Consider the following 24,915-nt stretch of genomic DNA (forward strand, 5'->3'; position numbering starts at 1 on the left):
CAGCGAAGGCTTCAGCACTCTATCCCCCGCTCAGGCTGGGCAACAGCCCAGCCGCCTTATGCGCAGACTGTTGTCCGCGCCGAGCGCATTGCTTCAGCGCTTACAAAACCTGTTGTTTTTCACTAAAATATATCAAATCATTCACTATTTATCATATCCTGCAGCAAAAAAAGAAGCACCTCCTCACGCAGACGGGGATAGGCTTTCAGCAATCCGTGCAGGAATTTGCGCCCTGGGCTGCGGTGTCCATTGTAGACCATGCCCAACATGCTGGCACTGATACCCAGGCGTCGTGCCATCTCTTCCGTGCTCAACTGCTCATCGCGCTGCAAGCCGCGCACGATGCGCACCAGCCGGCGGATGCGCCCTCGTGCACTCGTGCGTATCTGTCCCATAGCTCTTCCTTTACGTCTTCTGTTTCACGTCTTCCGTTTTACGCTTTACGTTCCCCATTCTCCCCACCCTCCCTAACCACCTCACCGCCTACTGCTTCCGCTCCACTGCGCTGCTGCCCTTCTCCCAACGCCATATTAGCACATATGTTCTACTTTGTCAAGCAAAATTCACGAAATCTTCACGTTTTTACCTTAAAAATTTGCACAAGAGTGAAATTTTTGGGCTATAATAGCGTCATCACAGTAAAAAAGGAGCATGGCTGGGGCATGAATTCCCCGGCTGAATGCGAAGCCCCTTCAGGGCCTTGTCAGTTTTAGTCAGGGATTTCAATCCTTGGTGTCCATGAGCGCTGAAGCGCTCACTACGAACCTACAATCCGAGCGCTGAAGCGCTCACTACAAACCTACAATCCGAGCGCTGAAGCGCTCACTACGAACCCACGCCAGGGATAACGGCGGACTGTGGTCCGCCGGGAGCTGGGCACGCAAGGAAGTACAGAAAGGAGCACTCATGTCACTAGGTCAGGCAATTCGCGCGATCCGCCAGGAAGCAGGGTTGAGCCAGAAGGAACTGGCCGAAGCAGCGGGCATTGACCAGTCCTACCTGAGCATGATCGAATCGGGTCAGCGACACAATCCCGGCACGCGCCTCATGGCGCGGCTGGCGCAGGCGCTGCACGTCTCCATGGACGAACTGGCGGCAAGAGCAGGCTACCTACCGCACACGCCATCCTCTGATGCACTGGCCGAGCAGGCTCTGCGCCTTTTCCGGCAGCTTCCCCGCTGGAGGCAAGAAGATGTCGTGGCACAATTGGAATTGTATTTGCACTTGACAGAGCAACAGCCGCGTGTCATTGGCGCAGAGGAGGAGCAAAATGCACAGACGGAAAAGACCGCAGCACATAGCCAAGCCGCTTGAGTTATCTTTCCGCGATTTTTTCCTGCGCTTGAGCGAGCAGGAGCGCCGCCGCGTGGTGCAGGAATTGTCTCAGCCCTTTCAGCGCCTGTGGCTCATCGTGGATGCCCAGGGCGTGAAAAGGCTGGAGGATGAGGGGTGAGAAGAAAGGAGTAAGCAATGCTTTGGCCTGGGGAACCACCCTTTCTCTTGTTTTGGCTTTCGGTTGTAGCATTTTCCATCGCCATCGCACTGTGGGCGTGGCAACGGCGCCCTGCGCCTGGCGTGAGGACTTTTGCTGCGCTTACGTTGTCCCTAGTAGTGTGGTCCACGGCGCAGGTGCTGCACTTTGCCAGCGCTTCTCCGGCAGCAAAACTGTTCTGGTACAAAGCCGAGTTCCTGGGCATGGTGATCATGCCCATGGCCTGGCTGGCCTTTGTCCTGCGTTACACAGGACAAGGTAAACGCTTGAGCAAGCGCGGGATGGCCTTGCTCGCCATCGAACCTGCCCTTACCATGCTCTTGGTCTGGAGCAACGAAGCCCATCGCTGGGTGTGGAGCAACGTTGCGTTTATCCGTGCTGCAGCGGGAGCAGAACTCGTATCGCGCCCAGGGCCGTGGTTCTGGGTGCACTCGGTATATGCCAACGCGCTGCTTTGCGCCGGCATGCTCCTGTTCATCCAGCCGCTGGTGCGTGGTTCACGCCTCTACCGCACACAGGGCATGACTTTGTTGTTAAGCGTCTTGCTAGCCTGGATAGGAGGCAACCTGCACAGCGTCTTTCCTGACCTTGGCCCAGCCCCTCTGGCTGTGGCGTTGCTGTTATTCGACCTAGCTGCGACTTGTAGCCTGCTGCACTACCGCCTGTTTGACCTCATCCCTGTGGCGCGTGCAACCGTGCTGGAGCAAATGAGGGATGCCGTGTTCGTGCTCGACGCCCAAGAGCGCATTGTGGACCTCAATCAGGCGGCGCAGGAGATAGTAGGCAAGCCTACCCCTGATCGCATGGGTCAGGGAAAAGCCCAGGCAATCCCCACCTATCGCGATGTGATTGACAACTACCTCAAGATAGGCGAACTGCAGCAGGAAGTCACGACTGGCGCAGGGGAAAACAAACAGCACTATGACCTGCGTATTACGCCCCTGCGCAACCTCCAGGGAGATCTGGCAGGGCATCTGCTCGTGATGCACAATGCCACGGAACGCAAGCAAACCGAAGCGGCGCTGCAGAAATCCGAAGCAGAGAAAAGGCTCATCCTGGACCACATCTCCGAACTGGTGGCTTTTCAGGATCCTGAGTTAAGGATCCTGTGGGCGAACCGCGCGGCAGCCGCATCGGTGGGCTTGACCCTTGAGGAACTGGTTGGTCGCCATTGCTACGAAATCTGGCACCAGCGCGATGCACCCTGCCCTGGCTGCCCCGTAGTAAAGGCGCGCGATACTGGACAGCCGCAGGAGGGGAAAACCACCACTCCCGATGGACGGGTGTGGCTCGTGCGGGGTTACCCGGTGCAGGATGCCGAGGGGCAGGTCACGGGCATCGTCGAGGTAACGCAGAACATCACCGAACAAGAGCGCGCCCTGGAGATGCTGGTGCAGAGCGAGGAGCGCTATCGCCACTTGTTCCAACGCGTGCCGGTGGGGCTCTACCGCGCTACGCCGGAGGCACAGATTATGGATGCCAACGCTGCTCTCGTCCAAATGCTCGGCTACCCGGACGTGGAGACGCTCCTAGCAGTCAATGCCAAGGACATCTTCGTCAATCCGGAAGACTACCGACGAGAGCAGATTTTGTTGCAACGCAACGGTTTCGTGCACGGCTTTGAGATGCAACTGTACCGCTATGATGGCCGCATCATTTGGGTGCAGGACCATGCTTACGCCGTGCGCGACGCAGAGGGCAAAATCCTATACTACGAGGGGGGCCTCGCAGACATTACGCAGCGCAAGCAGGCGGAGCTAGCCCTGCAGCAGCGGACTGCCGAACTGGCGGCGCTGCAAGCGACCGTGCTGGACATCGCTGCTCCGCACAATCTGCCCGACTTGCTGCACACCATCGTCGAGCGCGCCGTCGAACTGCTGCATGCTGCCGGAGGAGGGCTGTACCTGTGCGATCCGGCGCAGCAGGAAGCACGGTGCATGGTAAGTTTCAAGACCAAGCGCGACTATACCGGCACCGTGCTCAAATACGGCGAAGGCGCCGCTGGACTCGTAGCGCAAACCGGCAAGCCGCTCATCATTGATGACTACCGCACCTGGGCGGGTAGAGCTGCCGTTTTCGAGGAGGACCATCCCTTCACCGCGGTGTGCAGCGTGCCCATGATCTGGCAAGGCCAGGTTATCGGCGTGCTCCATGCCCTGGAGGACATCAAACTGCGCCAGTTTACGCCGCATGACGTGGAACTGCTCACCCTCTTTGCCAACCACGCCGCCATTGCCATCGAGAACGCCCGCCTTTATGCCGAGGTGCAAGGCGAACTGGCAGAACGCAAACGGGCAGAGGAACAACTCCAGCACCGCCACGCAGAGCTCGCCAGTCTATACGAGACCGCGCTAGAAATCACTGCCCAACTGGACCTGCAACAACTTTTGCCCATCATCGTGGAACGAGCCAACCACCTGTTGCACGGCCTGGGAGCCGGCATCTATCTGTACCGTCCGCAATCAGACGATCTGGAGTATGTCGCCGTGTGCGGGGAAGACCAGCCGTACTTGGGGCATGTGCTCAAACGCGGCGAAGGAATGGCAGGCAAGGAGCTGGACAGTGGCTTGCCTATGACCGTTGCCGATTATAGCCAATGGCCCGGGCAGTCGCCTATCTTCGCCGCACTCGAGCCAAGAGCGGTGCTAGCGGTGCCTATCAAGTGGGGCACGGAGATGTTGGGCGTTATTGACCTGCTGCGCCCAGCGGGCTCCACCTTCAGCGACGACGACATCCGCCTGCTGAGCCTCTTCGCCAACCAAGCCGCTATCGCCATTCGCAACGCGCGGGTTGTCGCCGCTGAGACCCAGCAGCGGCGCCGCGCCGAGGCCCTGGCGCAGGCCACGATTGCCCCCACCAGCACCCTGGAACTGGAGCCGCTGCTGGAGAACATCCTCTCCGCCGCCATCCATGCCATCCCATCCGCAGAAAAAGGGAGTATTCTCCTCGTGGACGAGCCAAACGGCGAGTTGCGCATGCACGCCTTGGTCGGCTACAGCGACCCGCGCATCCGCGAAACGCGCTTTGTGCGCGAGGAGGGCTACTCGTACCAAGCGCTGCGCGCAGGACATCCGTTGATCATTGCCGATGCGCGCATGGGAGATATCTGCTACAACGGCGAGATCGAGGAGATGCGTGCCATCCAATCCGCTATCGTCGCTCCCATGCACTATCGTGAGCGCAGCATTGGCGTCATCTCGCTGGATAACGCCAGCCGCAAAGACGCCTTCAGCGCGGATGACCTAGCCATACTGGCAGCCTTTGCTGCCCAGGCAGCGGTGGCCATCGAGAATGCCCGCCTCTATGAAGCTGCACAGCGTGAGCTGTCCGAGCGCCGGCAAGCCGAAGCAGCGCTGCTCACATCTGAGCAGCGCTTCAGGGCGCTCTTCGAGTCCTCCCGCGAGGGCATCCTCATCACTGACGCCCAAAGCCGCATCGTGGCCGCCAATCCCGCCGCCGCCAAAATCCTGGGCTACTCCAGCGCGGAGGAATTGGCGGGCGTATCTGCTCTGGACCTATATCCCGACCCGGCACAGAAAAACGCGTGGTTCGCCGAGTTGATGCAAAAAGGTTATGTCGAGGCGATGGAACTGCGCGTGAGGAGAAAAGACGGCTCCGAAGCCGTCATCCTGGGCGGAGGCGTCCTGCGCCGGGATGCAGAAGGCCGCATCCTGAGCACCGAGTCCATGTTCACCGACATCACGGAACTCAAGCGCGCCGAAGAGGAGCGGAAAAAACTGGAGGAACAACTCCGCCAAGCGCAGAAGATGGAAGCACTGGGCTTGCTCGCCGGCGGCATGGCCCATGAATTCAACAACCTGCTCACGATCATCCAGGGCAACGCCGAGCTGGCGCTTTCATCCTTGACACCTTCTCAGACCAATTACCAAGAGTTGCTCACCATCTACAAGACTGCGGAGCGGGCAGCCACTCTGACGCGTCAAGTCCTGGCCCTCAGCCGCCGTCAGATTCTGCAGCGGAAAGAACTCGACCTGAACGCACTCATCTCGAATCTAGTGACCGTGCTGCAGCGGTTGATTGGAGAATCCATCGAGTTGCACAGCGAACTAGCACCCGATCTGCCCACGGTGTTTGCCGACAGCGGCACCATAGAGCAGGTGATCATGAACCTGGTGTTGAACGCGCGCGATGCCATGCCGGAAGGCGGCAAACTCACCATTCAAACCGCTGTCGTGACCCTGGACGAAGCCTTCTGCCGCATCCATCCAGATGCCCAAGCAGGAGCACACGTGTGCCTGAAGGTCTCGGACACAGGCATCGGGATGGACGAAACGGTGCGCAGCCGCCTCTTCGAGCCCTTCTTCACCACCAAGGAGCCAGGCAAAGGCAGCGGGCTGGGACTCTCTGTGGTCTATGGCATCGTCAAGCAGCACGAGGGCTTCATCGAAGTGGATAGTGCCCCTGGCCAGGGAGCGAAATTCTCCATCTATCTGCCCATTTACCGCTCCCAGGAGCAAGTAGAACGGAAAGAGATCAGTCAAAAAGGACTGCCACGTGGTACAGAAACCATCCTCATCGTAGAGGATGAGCAGCAGGTGCGCGAATTGACGCAGCAGATACTGGAAACGCTGGGCTATACCGTGCTGGTCGCTAGTAACGGAGCGGAAGCATTGGAATTATTCAGCGTAAATCCAGACAGCATTGACTTGGTCATCCTGGATGCCGTCATGCCCAGCCTATCTGGACAGCAGACATACCAAGCCATGTCCGCTTTGCGTCCCAACCTACCGGTGCTGTTCATCACCGGCTATTCAGCGGAAATCATGCAATTGCCGCCAGCCGAGCTGGCCACCCTGCCCATCCTGCAAAAACCCTTCTCCGTCACCGAGATCGGAAGAAGGGTGCGGGAGGTACTGGACACAAGAGGAGTGAGGAGTAATAAGTGAGGAGTGAGGAGTGGGAAATGGATTACGAAGAATGGAAGAGGGCGGTTCCGAGAGAAATCACGAGTGATGCGTTGTGGAACGTTGAGGCGTACCGCCTGGCGCTTTTCATGTCCTACTTAGGCTGGCGTGATGTTACTAAACTCATCACTCATCACTCACCACGCCATAGGAGCTGACCCATGACCCTCTGGGAAAAAACGCTACGACTCATTGGCATAATAGTTCTGGTGTTGATTGCTGCGTTGTTTGCCGTGCAGCGTTTGGTTGTGCTCCGCCACTTCTCCGAAATGGAGCAGCAGGAGGTGCAACGAGGCGTCGCACAGGCGCTGAATTCCTTTGCCCATGAATTGATCCATCTGGACTGGCTGGTCCAGGATTGGGCCTATTGGGACGACACCTACCGCTTTGTCCTGGATGGAAACGAGGAATACATCCAAGCCAACCTCGTTGACCAGACATTCTTTGACAGCAGGATAAATCTCATCCTCATCGCCGATACCTCGGCGCGCATCGTCTTTGCCAAAGCCTTCGACCTGGACAGGGAGGAAGAAATCTCCATTCCCGAGTTTGCCCAGGACAAACTGTACCCAGGCCATCCGCTGCTGGACCACCGCGATACCACCAGCAGCAAAGTAGGCATACTCCAGCTCTCCATCGGCCCGATGCTGGTTGCTTCGCGCCCCATCCTCACGAGCAAGAACGAGGGGCCGATACGCGGCTCCTTCATCATGGGTCGTTTGGTGGATAAGGAGATACTCAGCCATATCTCCGATATACTGCAATTCCCTCTCCAGTTCCTACCGTCCCAAGAGATGACAGCGCCAGCCAAGGCACAAGGCGTACCAATCCACATCCTTGGCTCCATCCCCGTCTGGGTGCAAGTGCTCGACGCTAACTCGGTGGCGGGCTACGCCCTGGTGAACGACCTGTACGGACAGCCCGCGCTGCTCTTGCGCATCGAACAGCCCAGGGACACCTACCACTCTGCGCAGCGCAGTTTCAACCCTTTGGCTGTTGTGCTCAGCGTGGGTGGGCTCCTTTTCTTCGCCGTGGTCATCCTACTGCTGGAGACAAATGTACTGACGCCCATACAAGAACTGAGCCGGCGAGTGCAGCAAATTGGCGAGCGAGGCGAGCTCTCCGCTCGCGTGCCCGTGACCAGCGAGGACGAGATAGGGCAACTGGCACAGGGCATCAACGTCATGCTCTCCGGCCTGCAGCAGACAACGGAAGCAGTGCGCCAGCGCGAAAAATACTTGGAGGCACTGGCCGAAGCAGGCCAGATACTGCTGGCGCTTTCCCCAGACCTGCCCTACGAGCCTTTCTTGGAAACCCTGGGCAAAGCGGTAGGCGCCAGCCGGGCGTATATCTTTCTGCTCCACCGCGACGCGCAGGGACGGCTTTTCGCCACCCAGAAAGCCGAATGGTGCGCCGAAGGGATCACACCGCAGATAGACAACCCCATGTTGCAGAATCTCGATGTCGTGGTACACGGATTGCAGCGCATAGTGGATATCCTCTCGCGTGGTGAGGTCATCAACAGCCTGGTGGCAGACCTGCCGCCGCAGGAAAGGCTCCTGCTCGAGGCGCAGAACATCAAAGCCTTCCTCATCCTGCCTCTGCTCATGGATCACGCACTCATTGGCTTCATGGGCTTTGACCGCTGCGACGAGGCGCGGACATGGAGCCAGGCCGAGGCAGACTTGTTCCGCACCGCTGCGGCTGACCTCACCCAAGCCCTGCGCCACAGACGCGACGAGCAGGTGCAACACGCCATCTACCGCATCGCCGAGGCAATCCACCACGTGCGCGATTTGGTGGAACTGTTCCAGGAAGTGCACTGCATCGTCGGCGAACTCATGCCCGCCAATAACTTTTACATCGCCCTCTACGACCATGCGACCGAAACGCTTCATTTCCCCTATTTCGTGGACGAGTATGACCAGCCACCTGCGCCGAAGAAACTCGGCAAGGGGCTGACCGAGTACGTGCTGCGCACCGGTGAGCCGTTGCTGGCTCCACCAGGGGTATTTGAGGAGCTGATGCGCAGGGGCGAGGTCGAATCCGTTGGCGCGCCTTCCATTGACTGGCTGGGCGTGCCACTGAAAGCCCAAGACCGGGTCATCGGCGTGCTGGCAGTGCAGAGTTATACCGAGGGCATCCGCTACGGGCAAGAAGACAAGGAACTGCTACAGTTCGTTTCAGAACAGATAGCGCTGGCTATCGAACGCAAACGGACAGAACAAGAACTGCAAGAAAGGGAGCGCCGCTTCCGCAGCCTGCTGGACAACGTGGAACTGGTCGCAGTGGGACTGGACAAAGAGGGGCACGTGACTTACGCCAACCCCTACCTGCTGCAACTCACCGGCTATAGCCTCGATGAGGTCCTGGGCAAAAATTGGTTTGCGACTTTCATTCCAGAAAGGCATCGCCAAACGCTTGGCACCATGTTCGCTGAACTGCTACAGGACTGGCGCTACCTCCATCACGAGAACCCCATCCTGACCAAATCCGGTGAGGAGCGCCTTATCGTCTGGAACAATACCCTGCTCTTGGATACAGAGGGCAATCCCATCGGGACGATGAGCATCGGCGAGGACATCACCGAACGCCGGCGGATGGAGCAGGCGCTACTCGAGTCGGAGGAGCGCTACCGCACCATCTTCGAGACCAACGCTACCGCCAACGTCATTATTGAAGAGGATACCATCATCTCGCTGGTCAACAAAAGGGTAGAGCAACTCTTTGGCTATGCCAAGGAAGAAGTGGAAGGCAAGATGAGTTGGACTGAATTCATTGCCCCGGAAGACGTGCCCAGGCTTTTGGAATACCATCGCCTGCGCCGTCAAGACCCTTCGGCTGCCCCATCGAGTTACGAGTGCCGTGGGGTGGACCGCACCGGGAAGCGCATAGACCTCCTGGTCAATGTGGCGATCATCCCCGGCACCAAGCGCAGTGTGGCTTCCCTGCTCGACCTCACGGCGCGCAAGCGCATGGAGGAGGACCTGCGCCGACTGAAGGAGTTCAACGAAGGCATTGTGCGCAGCATGGCGGAGGGCTTGCTTCTCGAGGATGCCAACGGCATCATCTCCTTTGTCAACCCGGCGCTGGAGGAATTGCTCGGTTACACAGCAGAGGAACTGATTGGCTGGCATTGGCGCAAGATCGTGCCACTAGAGGAAATGGCAAAGATAGAGGCTCAAGTAGCGCAGCGTCCACAGGGCATCAGCAGCATGTACGAAGCCCAACTCCTGCGCAAAGATGGCAGCCGTGTGCCCGTGCTGATCAGTGCGCGCCCGCTGTTTGAAAAGGATGTTTTCGTCGGCGTGCTCACCGCCTTCACCGACCTCACCGCCCTCAAGAAAGCCGATGAGGAGCGGCGTAAACTGGAGGAGCAACTGCGCCAGGCGCAGAAGATGGAGGCAGTGGGATTGCTCGCCGGCGGCGTGGCCCATGAATTCAACAACCTGCTAACTGTGGTGCAAGGCAACGCGGAACTGGCCATGAGCGAACTGGCGCCCTCGGATCCGCTGTACGCACGGCTATCATCCATGCGCGAAGCCGCTCAGCGCGGGGCACGGTTGACGCAGCAACTGCTGGCATTCAGTCGCCGCCAAATCCTGCAGCCGCGACCACTGGATCTCAACGCTCTCGTCCGCAACTTTGCGGCGATGATAGGGCGCCTGATTGGCGCGGACGTTGCGCTGCAACTAGACCTTGCCCCTGACCTCAAACCCGTTTTCAGCGACCCAGGGGCACTGGAGCAGGTGCTGATGAACCTGGCTATGAACGCCCGCGACGCCATGCCCGAGGGCGGCACGCTACGCATCGAGACGGCTCCCATGATATGCGACGAGGCGTATTGCCAGGCGCACCCGGAGGCAACACCTGGCGAATACGTGCGTTTGACTATAGCCGACACGGGCAGGGGAATGAACGAGGAGATAAAGGCGCACCTCTTCGAGCCCTTCTTCACCACGAAGGAAATAGGCAAGGGAACAGGGCTGGGGCTCTCTATGGTGTATGGCATCGTGAAGGAACATGGTGGGTTTATCGAGGTCTGGAGCGAGGTTGGGCAGGGAACCCGCTTCGATATTTACCAGCCCGTTGCCCAGCTTGCTGACCCCGCGCCCAAGGCACAGGAGTGAGCATGCCACGTTCCCCTCTATTGGAAAAACAATGGGCGTTGTTCGAACAGCAACAATATGAGGAAGCCTTTCAGATGACGCAGTCCGCGATGAGCGGCCTGCAAGGCGAGGATTTGCGCGATGCTCAGCGTCTGATGGGGCTAGCCTGTTACCACAAGCACCAGTACGAGCGCGCCGTCTTCTGGTTGATGGAAGCATGCAAGGGCAGTGCCAACGCGCAGGATTGGCTGCATCTGGCGCTTGCCGCCGCCATGCAGGGCCACCAAGAACTGAGCGCACAGGCTTTCGAGCAGGTGCGCCTCTGTCAGCAGGCAGCCAAATATGCCCAGGAACCCGGTTGGTACCTGCAACTCTACTGGTATGCGTGTGCGCTGTGCGATAGCGGGCAGTGCGAGCGCGCCCTGCCCTTGCTGAATGAACTAGCCAGCGCTTACAAGCGCCTGCGCCATAGCGATACCATCTACCTGCGTGCCCGTGATATGCCCTTCCTCTCCAGTTTTCTCGATCTGGTCGTGCGCTGCTTCCGCGCCTTGGCGCGCCATGCAGAGGGAACTGCCTGGTTGGAAGAACTAGCACAAGCGCTTGATCCTCCCGGTCAGCGCCAGGTGTGCCAAGCGATCGAGGAAATATGGGACATGGGGAACGGAAAACGGAAAACGTAACAAGGAGTGCCTATGCACACCACACCGCACGATAAACTTTGGAGCCGCGATTTCCTCCTCTTGCTCGGCTCGACTTTGCTTTTGTGGGGCAGTTTCTATTTCATCTTGCCCACCTTGCCGCTCTATGTGGTGCAGAGGCTGCACGGCAACCTAGCCCAGGTGGGGCTGCTCTCCGGCGCGCTGGGGATCACGGCGGTGCTTGCGCGCCCGCTCACGGGCTGGGCTGCAGACCGCTGGGGGCGGCGCCCGGTGCAGCTTCTCTTCCTGCTGCTCTTTGCTCTGGTTATGCTCAGTTACAATCTGGCGACTAGCGTGCCCCTGCTCGTTCTCATCCGCCTATTGCATGGCATTCCCTTTGGCGCCGCTACGACCGCTGGGATGACCGTCGCAGCGGACTTGGTGCCTGCGCCAAGGCGCGGCGAAGGGATTGGCTACTACACCCTATCGCAGACGCTGTCCATGGCCATTGGGCCGGTGCTGGCTTTCAGCATTTTGAGCGGAAGGCAATTTCCTCGCCTATTCTTGACGGCGGCATTCGTTGCCTCTGCCGCGCTTGTGCTGGCCTGGGCGATACGCCATCCCATTGTACGCAACCCGCGGGCCTCCTTCTCGCTGCAATCCATCATCGAAAGGAGGGTGAGCTGGCTCTCGCTCACTGCGCTGTTCATCGCACTCGGTTACAGTGGCATCGTTTCCTTTGTCACGCTCTATGCCGAGGAATTGCACGTGGCGAATGCGGGTTTGTTCTTCACATTGTACGCCGTGGGCATGGTGCTGGTGCGCCCTGTAGCCGGACAGGTATTCGACCGGCACGGGCCAGCCACGGTCGTTGCCAGTGGCTTAGCCTTGCTCTTTCTCGCCTACCTCATGTTGGCGCTGTGGCGAACAACCTTGGGCTTTCTCGGTGCCGGGCTATGGTATGGACTGGGCTATGGCGCGGTGGTGCCGTCATTGCAAGCCATGGCAGTGAATGTAGTGCCGGCAGTGCGGCGCGGAGCGGCCAATGCGACGGTGTTCTCCGTCTTTGACATCGGCATGACGGCTGGCCCTTATCTGCTGGGACTCCTCGCCCAGGCCATAGGCGGCTATGCCACGGTGTATGGCGTGGCAGCCATGCTCCTGCTCCCGCCCACGCTCGTGTTCTTCTGGCGCGTGATGCCAGAGTATCGGATTTACGCGGAGTAGAATCTTAGCGTAATCCTCGCTCCAGGCGGACAACCATCCGCCGCCATCCCTGGTGCGGGTTTGTAGTGAGCGCTTCAGCGCTCATACGCGCCAGGGATTGAAATCCTTGCCTAAAAGGGAAAAGCCCCTAAAAAGGGCTTTTCACATTCAGTTGGGGAATTCACGCCCCGGCCATGCTCCAGGCGCACAACAGTCCGCTGTCATCTCTGGCGTAGGTTTGTAGTGAGCGCTTCAGCGCTCATACGCGCCAGGGATTGAAATCCTTGCCTAAAAGGGAAAAGCCCCTAAAAAGGGCTTCTCACATTCAGCTGGGGAATCCATTCCCCGGCCACGCTCCAGGCGCACTGAAGTGCGCACTACGAACCTGCACTGAAGGGGCTTCTCACATTCCGCCGGGAAATTCATTCCCAGGCCATGCTCCAGGCGCACTGAAGTGCGCACTACGAACCTGCCCCTGCTCCAGGCGCACAACAGTCCACCATCTCCTGGCGTGCAGAAAATTACCACAAAGGCACCAAGACACAAAAGGTAATCCTATTTATTCTTTGTGCCTTTGTGTCTTTGTGGTGATATGGAGATGGCGGCATGGGAGCCGCCTCTGCAGGATTCCCACGCTTCAGGCGGACAACCATCCGCCGCCATCCCTGGTTCAACGCAGAGCACGCTGAGCACGCAGAGATTGATTAGGTTTTTCTCCACGTGCTCTGCTCCAGCTGGGCAACAGCCCAGCCGGCTCCTGGCGTGGGTTTCGATCAAGAAACCAGGTTTCTGGGAGAAACCTGGTTTCTCCTAACCATTTGGTGAAATCGAATACTTGTGCTATAAGGGTAAGCAGTTCTTCCAGGGTTCCTGACTCTAGGAGGTAATGCGCCCTGGCAATCAGCGGGGAAAAGGAGATGAAGCGATGGAACGGATGATTGCAATGTGTGGGTTGGATTGCGGGCCATGCGAGGCACGCCTGGCGACGCAGGCCAACGACACGGCGGCCAAGGAGCGCGTTGCTGCCCAGTGGCGGGAACAATTCCACGCACCGGACATTGACGCAGCCTATGTCGCTTGCGACGGCTGTCTAGCCAGCACTGACCGGCATTGTGGCTGGTGCTACCAGTGTCCCATCCGCGCTTGCGGCATGGAACGCGGCCTGCCCAATTGCGCTCACTGCGACGAGTTCGAATCCTGTGAGAAACTGGCCGGCTTTTTTGGTCCAGGCACGCCGGCGCGTGCAACGCTAGAAGCAATCCGGAAAGAGCTCAAGACCTAATCGTTGGCGGCTGGCAAAGCCGCCCTACACACTCACCCCTTGTATGATACGATTAGTGAGGCAAACCCAGTATAATCTGGATGTTCGAGGGCACGATAGACCGATCCCCCTCTGGTCGGAAAGGCCGCCGGAGAGCAAGGGTCATCGTGCCTACCAGAGCCTAACCCGAACAGTTGCCAGGGCGTTAGAGCCCGTATCCGGCAAGGCTGGGAACAAACCAAAAGGGAGGAGCTAATGGAGCGCAAGGGTTGTTTTGTTGGGATCGATGTAGCGAGGTTGCACTTGGATATCATGGTGCGTCCTGACGGCGAGCTAAAGACACTGGGTAACGACGAAGAGCAACTGTGATGTTTGTCAAATGGACAATGCTACTGAATAGAAGCTGTGGCGGGGGAAGAGCTAGGGCGCTGGATGGCGGAGTTGCAGCCGGAGCTGGTGGTCGTCGAGGCCAGCGGCGGGTACGAAGCGAATGTCTTGGCCATGCTGCTGGAGAAGGGCCTACGGGTAGCGCGGGTCAATCCACGGCAGGTGCGCGACTTTGCCAAAGCGACGGGTATTCTGGCCAAGACGGACAAGCTGGATGCCAAAGTGTTGGCGCACTTTGCCGAGGCGGTGAAACCCGAGCCACGGCCGCTGCCGGATGAGGAACAGCAGGCGCTGTCGGCGCTGCTGGCGCGGCGTCGACAACTAGTGGAGATGCTGACGGCGGAAAAGAACCGCCGGCAACAGGCGAGCCGAGTGGTGCGCGAGCGCATCCTGGCGCATGTGCAGTGGCTGGAGAGGGAGTTGGAGGACTTGGATGAAGAACTGGGCAGCAAAGTGCAGGAGAATGCTGACTGGCGGGAGAATGATGAAACCCTACGCAGCGCGCCAGGGGTAGGTCGTGTTCTGTCGATGACTTTGTTGGCCGAACTGCCAGAACTTGGGCACCTGAACCGCAAGAAGATCGCCATGCTGGTGGGAGTGGCGCCGCTCAACCGTGACAGCGGGCAGATGCGCGGCAAGCGTACTGTCTGGGGAGGGCGAGCCGCGGTCAGAGCGGCGTTGTACATGGCGGCACTCTCTGCTTCACGATACAATCCGGTCATTCGTGCTTTCTACAAGCGTTTGCGTAGTGCAGGCAAATTGCCCAAAGTGGCCCTCACGGCGTGTATGCACAAGTTGCTCATCATACTCAATGCCATGATCAAGAACCGAACGAAGTGGCGCTACACCACCGCCACAGCTTCTATTCAGTAGCATTGTCCATTTGACAAACATCACAGTTTGCTCTCCGCAGGCGGAGAGGGGGCAGGGGTGAGGGTCAAACAAGGGGCGCGATTGAATCACGCCCCTACACCGCGCAGGCAACAGCCAGCACCTGGGGAACGGTGGACTGTGGCCTACACCAAGCATGGTTTGTTCCTACCGCGACCAGGTTGGCGCGATGCTGCTTTGTGAAGTAGCACTGGTCAACTTCACCATGGTCGTGCCGCGAGCAGGTGCGGCGTGAAGTTCGAAGTTGGGTGCATCGCCAACGACCACGATGATGAACCGCCCATCAGGCGACCAGTCGGGGTAGGCAAACTGCGCAGCACCCGTCTCGCCAAAGGTCACCCGCCGTGAACGAGTCGGATCGCGCACATCCAGCACGCCAATGCCGCGTGTCAAACTGCCTCCCTCCGCGACAACCATTGTGTACACGATCTCGTTCCCCTGCGGTGACCATGTCCCATGGGCATCCGAATAGGGATTGTTGGTCAGTTGGCTTTGTCTCCCGCTCGCGACATCGAGCAGGAACAGGTCATAGTTGCCGGTCTGGCGCGAAGTGTAGACGAGTTGCGTACTATCGGGAGACCAGGACGGGAAACTATCCCAAGTCTGATTGAAGGTGAGTTGTCGCGTCCGCCCCGTGCTCAATTCCAGCAGGTAAATCTCCCAGTCTCCATCGGCATTGGAGACATAGGCAATCCACTGGCCATTGGGAGACCACACAGGGTGGACTTCGTCTCCCCTGAAGTCGGTGATCTGTTGCCATCCACTGCCATCCGCGTTCATGATGTAGAGGTCAGTGTCGCCGACCCCACGGTAGGCAAAGACGATGCGGCGGCGATCTGGCGACCAACTGGGGTCGGCTTCATCTCCTGGCGCACTGGTCAAGCGCATGCGACCAGTGCCATCCGGGTTGATGCGGTAGATATCCTGAGTGCCTGCCTCATCCGAGACGAAGAGAATCGGCGCAGAGGCGACCTCGGTTGGGGCCAAGAAGAACTCACTTGCCCATCCTGTCAGCCCTGTGCTCAGCATGCGCACGTTGTACCAGAAGCGAGCGCCATCCCATTGCGGAGCCTGTAGCACATCGAGCACGCTGCCCAGCGGCATCTCCGTCACTACAGCATAATCCAGCCCTGGGCCAGTGCGCAAGTTGAGCCTTTCGACACCGAGCACGACCATGCGCCTGCCCGTGCCCGGTTCGGGCGTCGGCTGGGGCGTCCACACCGGCCGCGGGGCAATCTTGGCTCTGGGCAACAGCTCAGTGACCCGGTTGCTTGGCCGCAGCAAAGTTAGTTGCTCCCTTCTCCCTGGTCCGACGAACTCGACCTTGCTGATAACACCTATCTGCTCGCCCTGCTTATTGATCGCCATGCCCCCGCTGTGTCCGTAACTGGCCAGCGCATCGGTCTTGATCCAATCACGATCGAATGTAACTACCCCGCCTTCCGTCCAGGAGAGCGTGTCTTTGGCATAATCCGGGTAACCTAGCAGGATAATGCGATCGCCTCGACGCACTTGCTCACTGTTGCCCAGGGGGATGGACGGTAAGTTCAACGAGCCACGAATAGGAGTCTGTCCATCCTCATAGGTTACGATCTGCAGGAAAGCCAGGTCAAGTACGGGGTCAGAAGCAGACCTCAGCACCTGAGCCCAGTAGGAGAGGCGCGGCTCATCGTCCGGGTCCAGAGTGCAGAAAACAGCTACCAATTCGCCTTCGGGCGAACGTCCGTTATCGTCGGCGACGACATGCCAATTGGTAAGCAGCAAGCCCTGCTGTCCGTCCACGATCGAAGCGGAGCCCCCTTGCCCCAAGGCAGGAAACTCCAACCGCACCACCGAGAGAGCAGCCCTGCGTATGATAGCCTGGATATCCGGCGGAGGTGGAGGAGTTGCGGTTGGGATGGCGGTAGGTGTGGGGGTAGGTGCCAGAACCCAGAAAGACGCCGATGCCACTGGGCGCTCCTCGATGAACAGATCCAGCCGATAGACGCCAGGGGCTAAGCCAGTCGGCTCTGTGAAGGGGGCTGTATAGGCATCGCCAGAGGCAGCGTTGAGGTACACATCCCAGGTAAATGAGTCACAGGAGCGCAGCGCATTGTCAAAGTACCAGCAGTACTTCCATGGCAAGCCATGGCGCATGTTGTGATAGCTCCATTGTGCGTACACCGTGTCGGTGCCAGCGGGAAAGCTGGTGCCAGGGTTCTTCACTCGCACGCCAGACTCGAGTTCGGTGCCAAAGACGATATGACTGAACATAGCAACCGGGGTTGCGGAAGCAGTGGGCGTGTTAGTAGGGATGGGAGTATTCGTGGCGGTAGGCAATGGAGTAGGCGTGGGTGTAGGAGTTCCTTGCTGGCAGCACACCAGGGCCAATAGCATCGTTACAAGCAGGGTGAGAACAAGCAAAACATAAACCGGTTTTCTGTGCAAGTCTATCATCTGATTCCTCCGGCATGGGCTAGTGATAGAAGCATACCTCACCGATATGCGCTTATGCGCGTCTGCCGACCCTAATTTTCTCTTGTTTTGGTGGCACTGGGCCATAAGTTTTGACTATTCTTTGCACCAAATGCCCCACTGTTCCACTTACCAATATTATAGGCCATAGACCAAAATCTGTCAAATTCAGAGCAAAAATCAACAAGAAACCAGGTTTCTGGAAGAAACCTGGTTTCTTGCTCCAGGGGCCGGGGAATCCATTCCCCGGCCACGCTCCAGGCGCACTGAAGTGCGCACTACGAACCTGTACTGAAGGGGCTTCTCATCTTCAGCCAGGGAATTCATTCCCCGGCCATGCTCCAGGCGCACTGAAGTGCGCACTACGAACCTGTACTGAAGGGGCTTCTTATCTTCAGCCGGGGAATTCATTCCCCGGCCACGCTCCAGGCGCACTGAAGTGCGCACTACGAACCTGCCCCTAAAAAGGGCTTCTCACATTCAGCTGGGGAATCCATTCCCCGGCCACGCTCCAGGCGCACTGAAGTGCGCACTACGAACCTGCACTGAAGGGGCTTCTCATCTTCAGCCAGGGAATTCATTCCCCGGCCATGCCCTGCAATCCCACTTGCTCCGGGCGGACCACAGTCCGCCGTCTTTTTGCGTGGGCTGTTGTCCACGCCGAGCGAACATATCAGAACAGCGCATCCCAGAGGAGCACCCCCGTGGCGATGGTGATCAACACTGCCAGCACGGTGGCAAAGACGTTGGTCGTGCGCTTGTTGCACCACGCTTTCATGATGCTGCGGTCGTTTGCCAGGCGCAACATCATGACCATGACGGCGGGCAGGAGCACAGCGTTGACTACCTGCGATAGCCACATGAGGGGGAAGAGCGGCAAACCGGGGATGAGCACGATCAACACGCTCAGCACGATCATGAAGGTATACAAGCCATAGAACATCGGGGCATCGTCCAAGGTGCGGTCAATGCCGCGTTCCCAGCCAAAGGCTTCGCACACAGCGTAAGTGGTCGCCAGTGGCAAGACGGAAGCAGCCAAGAGCGAGGCGCCGAACAATCCAGCGCTGAAAAGTTGCTTTGCCCACGTGCCAGCCAATGGTTCCAAGGCCATGGCGGCCTGTTCCGCAGCCTCCACGCGAATACCATGTACAAATAACGTCGCTGCGGTGCAAATGATAATGAAGGCAGAGACGACATTGCCCATCACCGCGCCAAAAACCACGTCCAAGCGCGTGAAGGGGTATTCCTTCATGGTCACGCCCTTATCGGCGACGGTAGCCTGCATGTAGGCGCAACCCCACGGGGTCATGGTCGTGCCCACCGTGGCCAGCACTGCTAGTAGGAAATGCGGCTCGAAATGGATGGTAGGCACAACGGTGTGGTACAGCACCTCCCCAAAAGGTGGACGCGCAAGGAAGGCAGAGAGGATGTAGGCTACCGCATAGAGAGTGAGGAAAAGCAGCACTTTCTCGACATGCTGGTACGAGCCACGCAGTACCAGCAGCCACACGGCCAGCCCCGCCAGGGGCACGATGATGTAGCGCGACAGTCCAAACAACTCGCCGCTAGCAGCAATGCCGGCGAACTGAGCCGCTGTCGTGCCCAGGTTGGCCAGAATCAGCCCCAGCATGACCAGAAAAGCCATTCTCACACCAAAGCGCTCACGCACCAGGTCGGTGAGACCTTTGCCTGTTGCTGCGCCCATGCGTGCCGCCATCTCCTGGGTTACGACCTCTCCGAAAGTGACCCACACCAACACCCACAGAAAGGAATAGCCATAGAACGAGCCAGCCATGGAATAGGTGGCCACGCCAGGGGCGTCGTTGTCTGCACTGGCCGTGATCAGCCCAGGACCCATGATGGATAGAAAGAGCATCAATCTTTGGGCGATATGCTTCATGCGTTGTTTCAGCGTCATGGTCAGCATCTCCGCATGGAAGATAGGTTAGTGAGGTTGCCTTAGAAAAAGCGGGGCAGCCGCTTCTTCCAGGCAGTGGGAAGGACGTGATCCAGCGCATCGTCCACGGTGACAATGCCGAGCATGACATTGTGCTCGTCCAGGACTGGGATGGCCAGCAAATTGTACTTGGCGACCAGTCGCGCCACCTCGCTCTGCGGCTCGAATGGACCCACTTTGATCACATCTGTTTCCATGATCTCGGCTACAGGCTCATCCGGTGACGCTAGGACAAGTTCGCGCAGACTAATCACGCCCTGTAACTTGTGCTGCTCGTTTAGTACATAAATATAATACAGGGCCTCGTCTTCCTGTGCGGCAGGCGAGTGGCGCAGGTAATCCAGCGCTTCGCTCACCGTCAAATTCATGGGGATGGTAACGTACTCCGTGGTCATGATGCCCCCAGCAGACTCTTCCGGGTACGCCAGCAGTTTTTCCACCTCGCTGGCGTCCTCATCCTCCATGAGATCCAGGAGTTTGGCACGGTCGGTGGGGCGCAGGTCGGCCAACACGTCCGCTGCTTCATCGGGGCCCATCTCCTCCAGCACGTCGGCGGCACGCTCTGGGGGCAGCGTGCCCAAGATGCTTGCCTGCAGTTCGGGCTCGAGTTCTTCCATGGTATCGGCAATGGTTTCGTTGTCGAGGGTTTGCAGCAAAGCCTGACCCATGGGGCGGTCGAGGTCTTCGATGATGTCCGCGATGTCGGCAGGGTGCATTTCGCTGATCTTGTCGTGCGAGATGCGCAGGCGGATGGGGGCGTCTGCCTGCAGTGGCGCCACTTCGCTCCAAGGGATGATGGCTTCTGCCGGCTCGCGGTGGAGGAATTTGAACAGCAAGGAGAGTGGAGCTTCCAGCCCCAAACGGCGCAACAGACCACGTGTGCCAATGTCGACGCCGGCCAGACAATAGGGGCCGCCGGGACAGGTTCGGGCAAGTTGCAAATCGTTCACACGCACTAGTCGCCGTCCCTCGATGTCCACGATCTGGCGATCTAGGACCTGGCGGGCCAGCCAGAGTTCATCCCCGCGTTTTTCATAGACCGGGGGCTCAACGATATTGAGGATAATGGAGGGGCTCAGCCAAGCGATAGCTTCTGCCGGGATGAGACGCGGCTCTTGTCCATTGCGCAGGGCAAGGGCGCGCACGAATGGAAAAGGGGTCTCTGCTCCCGCTACCAGCACATCAGCGCAACGTCCCAGACGTTCACCACGCGCATTCCAGACTGGCTTGCCCAGGATTTGGCTCAAATACGTGGTCATTGTAACTCCTCCAGTTCTTGGATTGGCGGTTCCTTCGACCACGCAGGTTACCATATCTCCCGGGCACAAAAAAGTCGCAGCGAAAAAACTGCGACTCGGTGTAAAAGCCCGCTTCGCGCGCAAACCGGGCTTAGTTATTTCCGATGCGCCGTTTTATCGCTCAGGGCGGAATGTTTGTCTGGTAACTTGCAAGGTCGTCGGAACCAGTATGTATGTGACTGCTACTACTGTCTGTGTCCATCCTTGCTCTTGGTTCTGTCTCTACTCAAAGACGTTCTCAAAGCGATCAAGTTCCCATCTTCAGCCTTCGGAGGTGACCTCACCTCGAGGCTCTTTCCCAACACAGAAAGATAAGCCGACCAACGTCGCAGCAGTCAAAGATGCGCGCCGGTCATTTATCCTATTATAGCGCCGATATTCAAAACTGTCAAGATTTGCGGGAGGCTGGGAGCCGCCCCTGCAAGGGGCAGCAGGTTCGTAGTGCGCACTTCAGTGCGCCTGTAGCAGGTTCGTAGTGCGCACTTCAGTGCAGCAGGTTCGTAGTGCGCACTTCAGTGCGCCTGTAGCAGGTTCGTAGTGCGCACTTCAGTGCAGCAGGTTCGTAGTGCGCACTTCAGTGCGCATGGAGCGTGGCCGGGGCGTGAATTCCCCAGCTGAATGTGAAAAGCCCTTTTTAGGGGCTTTTCCCTTTTAGGCAAGGATTTCAATCCCTGGCGCGTATGAGCGCTGAAGCGCTCACTACGAACCCACGCCAGAGATGACATGAGAAAAACGCAAACCTGCCACCCTTCTCGACAGCCTATGCGACCCAACTCTATACACATTCTATCAGAAAAACGGGGGGATTGCAAACACTTTCGCAGGTTCACGCTGCATTAATCAACGCTCTACATTCAGGAAGGCCTTCCTCCCATTATATGGGGAGTGGAGAGATTCCTCTTTCCCCCTTTTGCGCCAAATACGGTATACTATGCTTAACCGGGGCCAGAACACTTGCGCCCCGGCACGAGTGAAGATGGATCAAAGTTACATCCGCAATTTCTGTATCATCGCCCACATCGACCACGGCAAGAGCACTCTCAGCGACCGTCTGCTGGAATATACTGGTACCATCAGCCCGCGCGAGATGTCTGAGCAGGTGCTCGACCAGATGGACCTTATAGTATTATCATCAATTCTCGATTTTGCTCAGTTGCAAAGATAGATAGGTCTGTTGACAAAACTAGCGATGGAGATTGTAGACCAATCCCTTGACAGCCGGCTCGCGGTTCTGGAGAACCACCAGGCGCGAGCGGATGGCATCGCCAAACCTGCGCGTGCCCACCGCGTAGGCCCCTTTCTGAATTCCCGCATCGTACGGCCCGTCCGACTGCGGTAATAGGCGCTCGCCTGGGTGGTGGCATATCCTGTGCTATCAGAGGCGATCGCTTCTTCTTCAATCCCTGCCTCATCCAGCAACTTGCGCCGCATCTGGTCCAGCACTTTCATGCCCAGCAGACGCTTGGAGGCGCGCGACAGGGTGCTGGGGTCCGGCACACGCTTCAACTCCAGCACGTCGCCGACTTTGTCCGTGGCCAACAGCCATTCTTCCATGTCCCGGTAGCTGAGCCTGAGATAGAACGTCAGCAGTACACAAGCAGCCAATGGGGGCAGAGTGTAGCGGTGAGGGCTCTTGGGATGGGAGTAGCGTGGCAAGACCTCTTGGGCCAGGTGGTAGGCTATTCGGGCAACGGTTACGTAGCGGCTCTCTCTTGTGTCTATACTCGGTATGTAACCACGATTACCCAATGTTTGCAACTGAGCAATTAAGCCCTTTTAATTCCAAGAAATCAGCGATCGGACAGTTTGAATTCTTCTTCCAGAATATTGGCATGGTATTCCATGCCGAGATCTTCGTAGATTTTCCTGGCCTCATCAGCGCGTTTTTTGGCTTCCGCCTCGTTTCCGCATTTCCTTTCGATTTGTGCACGTACACTTAGAGCAAAGGCCATAGCACTAGCAGGGTAGCAGATAGCCTGTGCCCATTCGATACTCAGATCAGACCTCCTTCTTGCTTCCTCGCATTTCCCTTGCATAATCTCAATTAAGGCCAGAGAGCTATGCGTTCCTATTAGTATGCTCAAATCGCCACTATCCACGAACGCATTTAAAAGCTGATGATATTGTTCTGCTGCTTCTTCCAATAGGCCTTGCATCAGCCAAAGTTTGGCACGTGAACGCAAAGATATGGTTTTCCAGTATTCAGCTTGGGGTTGTTCTAAACTCTCCCAAATATCCAAACTCTCCTTAAGCATCTCTTGAGCTTTTTCGTATTCTCCCTCGTCCATCGTTAATTCAGCCATATCCCGCAAAGTGAGCGCCAGCACGTGCTCCCACCTGTTGTTTCTAGCTTGTTCCAAAATCTCTTCTAGAAGTTCTTTGGCCTTGGATCGCGATTCGTTCGTGCCCATATTGATATAAGACCAGGCCACGTCTCGAACCGCAAACCATCCTTGACGGTCCAGTTGCCCGAGCCTTTCCGAAGCCTTCATGGCCCGTCTTCCCCAGAGTATCTTCTCGTCAAGATATCGGAGGACACCAAGCGGGATCCCCATCAGCTCTACAAACTTCTGCACCTCTTCCCATTTCTCTAGGTCATAACACCACTCCATTATCTTTATAACATTGCCCTTTTCTCGTCTGAGGAACAATAACGTACTATCTAAACGATCCTTTCTAACGTCCAAGGCCTCGAGGTAGTAATCAGTCAAACGCTCGCACGCTTTGTCGCAGAAATCAGCAACTTGTGGGTCTTTCCAAATTGATTCAGCGATAAATCCGCGTACTAGAGGTACCGCATCATACCCGGCATACTCTGGTCTTTCTACCCGCTCTATCATATGGGCGTGGCATAGCTTCCCTATAGCATCGTATATCCCTGCGCTTGAAATCCCACTAGCTACTTGGAGGTCTTCGGACGAAGGCATATCCCTGAATAGGGGCAGCACAACCAATACATTCTTGGCAGAGGATGGTAACCGTTGATAGGCCCTCAGATAATAGAACTCAATCACCTTTCTTATGTTCTCTGCGGAGGAAAGATGCTCTAGAGCCTCATCGAAAGTCGGGTATGTTCGCACACTTCCCAAAAACACACTCATAACCAAAGGATAATTAGCATATGGGTGTTCTAACAGTTTCTCCAGCTCCATCTCTGCAAGCGGTGGTCTTACTCCCAATGCCTCGATTTCCATTCTTATGTAATTTTTTGCTTCCTCTCTTGTCATTGGGCCGATTTTTACTAATTTTTCACCTACGCAAGGTGGTTTGCGTTTGGTGATTATAGATTTGTGTTGGCGAGGCAGTCTGTAGATAAAGTCATGGACCTTGCCTTCAAGACCGTCGGGGAGATATTCCGAATCCATATTATCAAAGATAAACAGGCACACGCAGTCTTTCAGCACTTGTTCTAGAAAAAGTTGTTTTTCCTCGTTAGATGGAATTTGTAGTATTTCTCTCTTTCCAAGTGTAGTGCCAATCAGGTTTAGGTCTGTTTTCCAGACATTTTCGAGATCGGGAGGCATCCCTAACAACTGTCGCGTTATTCGGGGGTCCGAACGATGGGAGAGCCAGATGACTGCTTCGAATTGAAGCCGATGCTCGTCCCGTTTTTTCTCTACTTCTTCGGCTACTTTATAAATGAGAGTTGACTTACCTACACCTGCTTCACCCTCAACAGATATCAACCAAGCCTTCCCATCACGGAGTTCGGGGATGAAGACGTCCATTACATAGTCTCTCCCTGTATTATCCTGCCTTGGCACAAATTCGTGAATGTGTACTTGGTGCTGCAGGTTGTGTTTGACTTTTACCGCCATCTTAGCCTCCTCCTCTGACCGCCATAACAAAAGCGCCATCGCCTCCAGGGCCTCTTTTCGTATGCTGTAGAATGTTGACCGGGCCACGGCTAGATCGCTTGCGACGATACCCCATTCTTTCCCTTCCCAAATGTATTCTTTGAGGAATGTATAGCTGCGCCAAAGAGGCGTATCCCTCTCTGTATTAGACGGCCGCATGCTTTCTATAGCGTTCCTTAAAACTTCTTTCATAACATCCCCAACGAGAACGGTTGAATAATACTCTACGGGTTGAGGTAAATGCCTTCGCAAAAGGGATGGCAGCTCACTTACCAGGGCGCTTTTACCTAAGCCTCGGATATCCCGTTTGCGTAACAATGACGCTGCGCTGCTTACCCACTTGACAAATTCTTCCCTCATCCTCCCCTCCTACTTGAGAAACGATGCATTTCGCTGCCCGAGCTGGATCTGTAAACTTTGCCCATCGCATTTATATC

General features: G+C 57.1%; 13 protein-coding genes and 2 pseudogenes. 9 read left to right on the top strand and 6 right to left on the bottom strand.

Annotation, left to right across the window (positions count from 1 at the left end; all coding sequences use genetic code 11):
- Positions 1-137 precede the first annotated feature (137 nt).
- Entirely contained in the window at positions 138-395 is a 258-nt protein-coding gene (locus H5T67_09340; protein MBC7245519.1) for a helix-turn-helix transcriptional regulator, read from the bottom strand.
- A 511-nt stretch (positions 396-906) separates the two neighbouring features.
- Between H5T67_09340 and H5T67_09345 the strand changes: the two genes are divergently transcribed.
- The 8 genes and pseudogenes from H5T67_09345 to H5T67_09380 all read left to right on the top strand — a co-directional run bounded on the left by H5T67_09345 (position 907) and on the right by H5T67_09380 (position 14,894).
- Positions 907-1,314: a helix-turn-helix transcriptional regulator gene (locus H5T67_09345; protein ID MBC7245520.1), complete on the top strand. Its 408-nt coding sequence runs from the start codon at positions 907-909 to the stop codon at positions 1,312-1,314.
- The gene (locus H5T67_09350; protein ID MBC7245521.1) at positions 1,271-1,453 is read left to right on the top strand and encodes a hypothetical protein; all 183 of its coding nucleotides are present in this window, start codon (positions 1,271-1,273) and stop codon (positions 1,451-1,453) included. Before H5T67_09345 ends, H5T67_09350 begins: the two co-directional genes overlap by 44 nt.
- A 17-nt stretch (positions 1,454-1,470) precedes the next feature.
- Positions 1,471-6,399 (top strand): PAS domain S-box protein, encoded by a 4,929-nt coding sequence (locus H5T67_09355; protein MBC7245522.1) that lies wholly within the window; start codon positions 1,471-1,473, stop codon positions 6,397-6,399.
- A gap of 179 nt (positions 6,400-6,578) precedes the next feature.
- Positions 6,579-10,547: a PAS domain S-box protein gene (locus H5T67_09360; GenBank protein ID MBC7245523.1), complete on the top strand. Its 3,969-nt coding sequence runs from the start codon at positions 6,579-6,581 to the stop codon at positions 10,545-10,547.
- Positions 10,548-10,549: 2 nt separating this feature from the next.
- Positions 10,550-11,209: a hypothetical protein gene (locus H5T67_09365; GenBank protein MBC7245524.1), complete on the top strand. Its 660-nt coding sequence runs from the start codon at positions 10,550-10,552 to the stop codon at positions 11,207-11,209.
- A 12-nt stretch (positions 11,210-11,221) separates the two neighbouring features.
- Positions 11,222-12,394, top strand: a complete 1,173-nt coding sequence (locus H5T67_09370) for an MFS transporter (protein ID MBC7245525.1) — start codon at positions 11,222-11,224, stop codon at positions 12,392-12,394.
- A 904-nt stretch (positions 12,395-13,298) separates the two neighbouring features.
- Positions 13,299-13,655 (top strand): DUF3795 domain-containing protein, encoded by a 357-nt coding sequence (locus H5T67_09375; protein ID MBC7245526.1) that lies wholly within the window; start codon positions 13,299-13,301, stop codon positions 13,653-13,655.
- A 234-nt stretch (positions 13,656-13,889) separates the two neighbouring features.
- Positions 13,890-14,894: pseudogene (locus H5T67_09380) on the top strand (IS110 family transposase).
- A gap of 165 nt (positions 14,895-15,059) precedes the next feature.
- Here the strand turns inward: H5T67_09380 and H5T67_09385 are convergent.
- The 3 genes from H5T67_09385 to H5T67_09395 form a co-directional block, all read right to left on the bottom strand.
- Positions 15,060-17,348 (bottom strand): PD40 domain-containing protein, encoded by a 2,289-nt coding sequence (locus H5T67_09385; GenBank protein ID MBC7245527.1) that lies wholly within the window; start codon positions 17,346-17,348, stop codon positions 15,060-15,062.
- 691 nt (positions 17,349-18,039) lie between these two features.
- Positions 18,040-19,293: an Nramp family divalent metal transporter gene (locus H5T67_09390; GenBank protein MBC7245528.1), complete on the bottom strand. Its 1,254-nt coding sequence runs from the start codon at positions 19,291-19,293 to the stop codon at positions 18,040-18,042.
- 32 nt (positions 19,294-19,325) lie between these two features.
- Positions 19,326-20,582, bottom strand: coding sequence for a magnesium transporter (locus H5T67_09395; GenBank protein MBC7245529.1), 1,257 nt, complete (start codon positions 20,580-20,582; stop codon positions 19,326-19,328).
- 1,015 nt (positions 20,583-21,597) lie between these two features.
- Between H5T67_09395 and H5T67_09400 the strand changes: the two are divergent.
- Positions 21,598-21,741: pseudogene (locus H5T67_09400) on the top strand (hypothetical protein).
- 29 nt (positions 21,742-21,770) lie between these two features.
- On the opposite strand, the gene H5T67_09405 reads toward H5T67_09400, so the two are convergent.
- Both H5T67_09405 and H5T67_09410 read right to left on the bottom strand, forming a co-directional pair.
- Entirely contained in the window at positions 21,771-22,370 is a 600-nt protein-coding gene (locus H5T67_09405) for a hypothetical protein (GenBank protein ID MBC7245530.1), read from the bottom strand.
- Between the two features lie 41 nt (positions 22,371-22,411).
- A complete protein-coding gene (locus H5T67_09410; GenBank protein ID MBC7245531.1) occupies positions 22,412-24,838 on the bottom strand; it encodes an NACHT domain-containing protein in 2,427 nt (808 codons plus the stop codon).
- Positions 24,839-24,915: the final 77 nt, after the last annotated feature.

The organism is Chloroflexota bacterium (genome assembly GCA_014360905.1).
GTDB lineage: Bacteria > Chloroflexota > Anaerolineae > UBA2200 > UBA2200 > JACIWX01.

What these genes read in the sequence shown, in the direction of transcription:
- H5T67_09340 (MBC7245519.1), bottom strand. Translation starts at nt 395, where the DNA reads ATGGGACAGATACGCACGAGTGCACGAGGGCGCATCCGCCGGCTGGTG.
- H5T67_09345 (MBC7245520.1), top strand. Translation starts at nt 907, where the DNA reads ATGTCACTAGGTCAGGCAATTCGCGCGATCCGCCAGGAAGCAGGGTTG.
- H5T67_09350 (MBC7245521.1), top strand. Translation starts at nt 1,271, where the DNA reads ATGCACAGACGGAAAAGACCGCAGCACATAGCCAAGCCGCTTGAGTTA.
- H5T67_09355 (MBC7245522.1), top strand. Translation starts at nt 1,471, where the DNA reads ATGCTTTGGCCTGGGGAACCACCCTTTCTCTTGTTTTGGCTTTCGGTT.
- H5T67_09360 (MBC7245523.1), top strand. Translation starts at nt 6,579, where the DNA reads ATGACCCTCTGGGAAAAAACGCTACGACTCATTGGCATAATAGTTCTG.
- H5T67_09365 (MBC7245524.1), top strand. Translation starts at nt 10,550, where the DNA reads ATGCCACGTTCCCCTCTATTGGAAAAACAATGGGCGTTGTTCGAACAG.
- H5T67_09370 (MBC7245525.1), top strand. Translation starts at nt 11,222, where the DNA reads ATGCACACCACACCGCACGATAAACTTTGGAGCCGCGATTTCCTCCTC.
- H5T67_09375 (MBC7245526.1), top strand. Translation starts at nt 13,299, where the DNA reads ATGGAACGGATGATTGCAATGTGTGGGTTGGATTGCGGGCCATGCGAG.
- H5T67_09385 (MBC7245527.1), bottom strand. Translation starts at nt 17,348, where the DNA reads ATGATAGACTTGCACAGAAAACCGGTTTATGTTTTGCTTGTTCTCACC.
- H5T67_09390 (MBC7245528.1), bottom strand. Translation starts at nt 19,293, where the DNA reads ATGCTGACCATGACGCTGAAACAACGCATGAAGCATATCGCCCAAAGA.
- H5T67_09395 (MBC7245529.1), bottom strand. Translation starts at nt 20,582, where the DNA reads ATGACCACGTATTTGAGCCAAATCCTGGGCAAGCCAGTCTGGAATGCG.
- H5T67_09410 (MBC7245531.1), bottom strand. Translation starts at nt 24,838, where the DNA reads ATGAGGGAAGAATTTGTCAAGTGGGTAAGCAGCGCAGCGTCATTGTTA.